Source organism: Polaromonas sp. P1_G4, assembly GCF_056405475.1.
Window position 1 is genome coordinate 1 of the sequence record NZ_JBFUCA010000359.1, and the last position, 4,420, is coordinate 4,420.

Consider the following 4,420-nt stretch of genomic DNA (forward strand, 5'->3'; position numbering starts at 1 on the left):
CGTCGTGCTGGGGCGCAGAACCGGGGCTGGGCCTGCGGGCGGCGCCGCGACGGGGGCCGAGGCTGTCGCGCGGGGTGACAGCATGGCGCGAACCCGTCCTGTGGGGTTGCTGGCCGTACGATTTTGCGCGCCCCCATCCACGGTGAAGACGTCGGTGTTGTTGTCGTAAACAATCAGGCTGCCGGTGGTTTCGTCCACCAGGGTGGCGCCGTTGTAGCGGCGCACCACCGCCCGCTTGATGAACTTCACCAGGTCTGCACGGCTGTCATATTCAATGCGTTCGCCTTCGCCTTCGATGTATTCGTCTACGCCGTCACGCTTTTTCCGGTAAAACGCCAGCTTGCCGGGCGCCGCGATGGACACCGCCTGCTGGTAGCCTTCGGGATCCTGCATGACGTCAACGCGCTCGCCGCGCACGATGGTCGTGCCCTTGGTGATCACCACATTGCCGGTAAAAACACTGGTTTGCTTCAGGTCGTCATAACGCAGGGCATCTGCCTCCGCATTCATGGGCTTGTCCCGGTCGGCTTTTTCGGCGCTGGCCGGGAAAGCCACCCCCAGCACCAGGATGACCGGCAGGATGAACGAAAAAATGGGGTGTTTCATAAGGCACGAATCTTGCTGCTTGGTGTTGGGCCATTGTAGCCATGCCAGCTCCGGGAATGGCTTGCACGGGGAATATTAGGGGCATAAAAAAACCCGCCGGAAATCGGGCGGGTTTTGTGAGCCAGTGTTTGGCGCGGCGCACGGCCGCAGGCGCTTTCTTTATTTGGCCTTGCGGGATTGCGCGATCAGGTGATCTGTGACCTGCAGCGCGCGGGTCATGGTTTGGGTCTGGTCCGACGAGGTGTAATAACGCCCCGCGATACCCAGCGACGGCACGCCGGCCACTTTGTAGCTATCCTGCAGCTGTGTGGCCTTGCGCGCCTTGGAGGCGACCGAAAAGGAGTTGTAGAACTCAACGAATTTGGCCTTGTTGAGGCCCTGCTTTTCAGCCCATGCAGCTATCAGTTCGGGCGTGTTGAGCGGTTGTTTTTCCACGTGGATCGTAGCAAACACCTTCTTGTGAAGTTCCTCAATTTTGCCCATGGCCTCAAGCACGTAATACAGGCGCTGCTGAGGTTCGAAATCGGGGCGGAAGGACACTGGAACACGCCGCACGGACACGTCCTTGGGGATCTGCTTCATCCAGGCTTCGAATTGCGGCTCGAAGGCGTTGCAATGGGGGCAGTTGTACCAGAAGAATTCCACCACCTCGACCCGGCCGGCGGCGGTCTCGGTCGGCGCCGGCTTGTCCAGCGTCAGGTAATCCTCGCCGTCCTTGAAGGCCTTGGCCTGGGCTTGCGCCAGGGTGGGCAGGGCGGCGACGCCGCCGAGGGCGGCTGCTGCCGAGGCGGCTGAAAACGAAAACTCACGGCGTTGCATCAGATTTTTCTCCTGGAATGACGGAAATAGCCCGGAAACCGCCCCTCTGGCGGATGCCTCGTGGCGCGGGGTATAGGGGTTTGTACACCAGCCTCGTGAAAAGTTCAGCCTATCGTTGGACGAGGGCTTCAGCGCTGGACCCGGACCAGCGCGGTTTCAATGGAATTGTTGTCCAGGCGCTCCTTGGCCTTGTCGGCATCTTCCTTCTTGTCGAAAGGGCCAAGGCGCACGCGGTACACGGTGCGGCCCGCCTGCTCGCGTTCCGACACTTTGGCCTGCATGCCCAGCAGCAACAGCTTGGCGCGTTGCTGTTCCGCATCTTCCGGCGTGCGAAAGGCACCGGCCTGAATGAAATAGCTGAAGGGATCCGCTCCCGGACCGGACGACAGGCCTTCGACCTTTGCCTTTGCCAGATCGCCCAGCGGATCGGCAGGTGCCGGCTTGGCCACCTTGGTCGGCGCCGAAGCGGCGGCCCTGGGGGCGGGCCCGGCGGAGGGGTCGGGTACCGGAACACCAGGCACTTCAACCGCTGCCGGAGGCGGCGGCTTGGGCTGGTTCTTGCCGGCCAGCGGGGCGTTCGGGTTCCAGTCCTTGTTTTTCTTGGCTTCAACAGCGTCGCTGTCGGGGTTGCGTGCCTGGCTCTTGTTCATGAAAGGAACCGGCACCTTGGTGATGTAAACCGCCACCGCCAGCGCCGCGCCCAGGCCGATCAGCGCGCCAATGATCAACCCCAGCAGGGTTCCGCCTCGTTGTGTATTCATACCTTGCCCACGTTCATTGCCTTGTCCTGAAATTCGCATGGTTTTCGCTACTGGTTACATCTTGCGCGGGGCGCTCACGCCCAGCACTGCGAGGCCATTGTGCAACACCTGCGCAGTCGCGGCGACCAGCGCCAGGCGTGCCTGCTTGACGGCCTCGTCGTCTACCAGGATGCGCTCGGCATCGTAATAGCTGTGATAGCTCGCCGCCAGCTCGCGCAGGTAAAAAGCTACATCGTGCGGTGCCAGGCCGGCGGCCGCATTGGCAAGCATGTCAGGGTACTTGGCGAGCAGCAGCATGAGTGCCTGGGCCTGCGGGCTGTCGAGTGCCGACAGGTCCACGGATTTCAGCTTCGCTTCGTCGCCGCCCTGGCCGGCCCAGATGGTGAGGATGGAGCAGATGCGCGCGTGCGCCATCTGCACGTAATACACCGGATTGTCATTGCTCTGTGCCAGCGCCAGGTCAATATCGAACAGGAACTCCGTGTCCGGCTTGCGACTGAGCAAAAAGAAGCGCACGGCGTCGGCGCTGGTCCATTCGATCAGGTCGCGCAGGGTGACGTAGCTTCCGGCGCGCTTGGAAATCTTGACCTCTTCGCCGTTGCGCACCACGCGCACCATGGTGTGCAGGACGTAATCGGGGTAGCCCTGGGGAATGCCTTCGCCGGCGGCCTGCAGCCCGGCGCGCACGCGGGCAATGGTGCCGTGGTGGTCCATGCCCTGGATGTTGATGGCCTTGCCGAAGCCGCGCTCCCACTTGGCCAGGTGGTAGGCCACGTCGGGGACGAAGTAGGTGTAGCTGCCGTCGCTCTTTTTCATCACGCGGTCTTTGTCGTCGCCGTAGTCGGTCGACTTCAGCCACAGCGCGCCGTCCTGCTCGTAGGTCTTACCGGCGTCTTTCAGTCTGGCCACGGCGCTATCGACACGGCCCGAGCTGTACAGGCTGGACTCAAGGTAGTAGTTGTCGAACCTGACCGAGAAAGCCTTGAGATCCAGGTCCTGCTCGTGGCGCAGGTAGGCCACGGCGAACTGGCGGATCGAATCGATGTCGTCGACATCGCCCGAGGCGGTGTATTCGCGGTCGTCCGACTTGACGGTCTTTTTGGCCAGAAAGTCGGCCGCGATGTCGGCGATGTAATCGCCGTTGTAGGCCGACTCGGGCCAGCCGGCGTCACCGGGCTTGATGCCTTTGGCGCGCGCCTGCGTGCTGGTGGCCAGGGTCTGGATCTGCACGCCTGCGTCGTTGTAATAGAACTCGCGCCAGACTTTCGCGCCCTGAGTGGCGAACAGGTTGCAGATCGCATCGCCCAGCGCGGCCTGCCGCCCATGGCCCACATGCAGAGGGCCGGTCGGGTTGGCCGAGACGAACTCCACGATCATCTTGCGCGCCGGGTCGGCGGGCTGTACGCCGAACTGCGCGCCGGCGGCCAGCACTTCGCGCACGGTCTCCTGCTTGGCGGCGGGCTTCAGGCGGATGTTGATAAAGCCCGGCCCGGCGATCTCGATCGCGTCCACCCAGCGCTCGAAGGCCGGAGCCTTCAGCAAAATGGCACGCAGGTCTTCCGCCAGCTGGCGTGGATTGAGCTTGAGCGGCTTGGCCAGCTGCATGGCGGCCGTGCAGGCGAAGTCGCCGTGGGCCGCCACCTTGGGGGATTCAAAGGCAGCTTTGTCGCCTGCGCCGGGGGAAAGGTCTTCCAGCCCCGCAGCCAGGGCCGCGAGCAGGTCTTTTTTAATCGAGAGCATGGGCTGATTTTACGGTTAAGCCATCTGCCGTTCGGACCCCTCAGATACCCGGTCATCGAATTTGCCCGGCGCGGCGTTATGTGTTGGAATTCCAGCCGGAACTCAAACCTGATTCCCCAACCCAATGGAGCCACCATGAAAAAGCTGTTATCCCTGATCGCCGCCGTTTTTGCCGTCTCGATGGCCTTGTCTCCGGTGGCGCACGCCGCGGACGCTCCAGCCAAAACCGCACAGCAAACCAAAATGAAAACCTGCAACGTCGACGCCAAGGGCAAAAAAGGCGACGAACGCAAAGCGTTCATGAAAGAATGCCTGAGCAAGTAAGCCAGTCGTATCCAGCCGAACCAGCCCGCCATGGATGTCATGGCGGGCTTTTTTTGTGTCAGCGATTTCTTGATGAGCGCTATTGAGTTGATAGCTGCTTGCGCCCATCCGCAAAGCGCAGGCGGCACTTTTTGCTTACAAATACACCGTCACATCTGTAGCAACAGATG

The 4,420-nt window shown here is 62.0% G+C and carries 4 protein-coding genes and 1 pseudogene; 1 reads left to right on the top strand and 4 read right to left on the bottom strand.

Translation table 11 applies throughout. The annotated features are described in order from the left end of the window. From lptA to argS, 4 genes are all read right to left on the bottom strand, one after another. Positions 1-606 (bottom strand): lipopolysaccharide transport periplasmic protein LptA (gene lptA / locus AC1D1X_RS16505; protein WP_477698677.1); only part of this gene is annotated, 606 nt, incomplete at its 3' end. A gap of 159 nt (positions 607-765) precedes the next feature. Beyond that, positions 766-1,425 (bottom strand): thiol:disulfide interchange protein DsbA/DsbL, encoded by a 660-nt coding sequence (locus AC1D1X_RS16510; protein ID WP_477670660.1) that lies wholly within the window; start codon positions 1,423-1,425, stop codon positions 766-768. A gap of 128 nt (positions 1,426-1,553) precedes the next feature. Continuing rightward, positions 1,554-2,186 carry an SPOR domain-containing protein gene (locus AC1D1X_RS16515; RefSeq protein WP_477670661.1) on the bottom strand — a complete coding sequence of 211 codons (633 nt, stop codon included), beginning with the start codon at positions 2,184-2,186 and terminating at the stop codon, positions 1,554-1,556. Positions 2,187-2,240: 54 nt separating this feature from the next. Then, complete coding sequence (argS, locus tag AC1D1X_RS16520) at positions 2,241-3,926, bottom strand: arginine--tRNA ligase (RefSeq protein WP_477670662.1); 1,686 nt, start codon at positions 3,924-3,926, stop codon at positions 2,241-2,243. Between the two features lie 135 nt (positions 3,927-4,061). Between argS and AC1D1X_RS16525 the strand changes: the two are divergent. Continuing rightward, positions 4,062-4,244, top strand: a pseudogene (locus AC1D1X_RS16525) (PsiF family protein); the annotation flags it as partial. Positions 4,245-4,420: the final 176 nt, after the last annotated feature.